The organism is Streptomyces sp. NRRL F-5755 (assembly GCF_001279365.1).
Classification (GTDB): Bacteria; Actinomycetota; Actinomycetes; order Streptomycetales; family Streptomycetaceae; genus Streptomyces; species Streptomyces rimosus.
The window spans coordinates 1-1,344 of sequence record NZ_LGCW01000149.1; the positions used below are offsets into that span (position 1 = coordinate 1).

1 rRNA gene is annotated in these 1,344 nt (G+C 57.5%); it reads right to left on the minus strand.

The window, feature by feature from the left end:
• Window positions 1–1,254: ribosomal RNA gene (locus ADK86_RS15890) — 23S ribosomal RNA — on the minus strand; the annotation flags it as partial.
• Between the last annotated feature and the right edge of the window lie 90 nt (window positions 1,255–1,344).

The window sequence follows — 1,344 nt, forward strand, 5'->3', positions numbered from 1 at the left end:
TGACATGACTTCGGCGGTGTGCTTGAGCCCCGCTACATTGTCGGCGCGGAATCACTTGACCAGTGAGCTATTACGCACTCTTTCAAGGATGGCTGCTTCTAAGCCAACCTCCTGGTTGTCTCTGCGACTCCACATCCTTTCCCACTTAGCACACGCTTAGGGGCCTTAGTCGATGCTCTGGGCTGTTTCCCTCTCGACCATGGAGCTTATCCCCCACAGTCTCACTGCCGCGCTCTCACTTACCGGCATTCGGAGTTTGGCTAAGGTCAGTAACCCGGTAGGGCCCATCGCCTATCCAGTGCTCTACCTCCGGCAAGAAACACACGACGCTGCACCTAAATGCATTTCGGGGAGAACCAGCTATCACGGAGTTTGATTGGCCTTTCACCCCTAACCACAGGTCATCCCCCAGGTTTTCAACCCTGGTGGGTTCGGTCCTCCACGAAGTCTTACCTCCGCTTCAACCTGCCCATGGCTAGATCACTCCGCTTCGGGTCTTGGGCACGCTACTCAAACGCCCTCTTCGGACTCGCTTTCGCTACGGCTTCCCCACACGGGTTAACCTCGCAACATACCGCAAACTCGCAGGCTCATTCTTCAAAAGGCACGCAGTCACGACNNNNGCGACGCTCCCACGGCTTGTAGGCACACGGTTTCAGGTACTATTTCACTCCGCTCCCGCGGTACTTTTCACCATTCCCTCACGGTACTATCCGCTATCGGTCACCAGGGAATATTTAGGCTTAGCGGGTGGTCCCGCCAGATTCACACGGGATTTCACGGGCCCCGTGCTACTTGGGTGATTCTCAAGCGAGCCGTCAATGTTTCAGCTACGGGGGTCTTACCCTCTACGCCGGACCTTTCGCATGTCCTTCGCCTACATCAACGGTTTCTGACTCACCGACCGGCCGGCAGACCGATCAAGAGAACTCCCACAACCCCAACCACGCAACCCCTGCCGGGTATCACACGTGACTGGTTTGGCCTCATCCGGTTTCGCTCACCACTACTCCCGGAATCACGGTTGTTTTCTCTTCCTGCGGGTACTGAGATGTTTCACTTCCCCGCGTTCCCTCCACATACCCTATGTGTTCAGGTATGGGTGACAGCCCATGACGACTGCCGGGTTTCCCCATTCGGACACCCCCGGATCACAGCTCGGTTGACAGCTCCCCGGGGCCTATCGCGGCCTCCCACGTCCTTCATCGGTTCCTGGTGCCAAGGCATCCACCGTGCGCCCTTAAAAACTTGGCCACAGATGCTCGCGTCCACTGTGCAGTTCTCAAGCAACGACCAGCCACCCACCACCCCAACCCGAAGGCTGAGTTCACTGGGGCCGGCGTT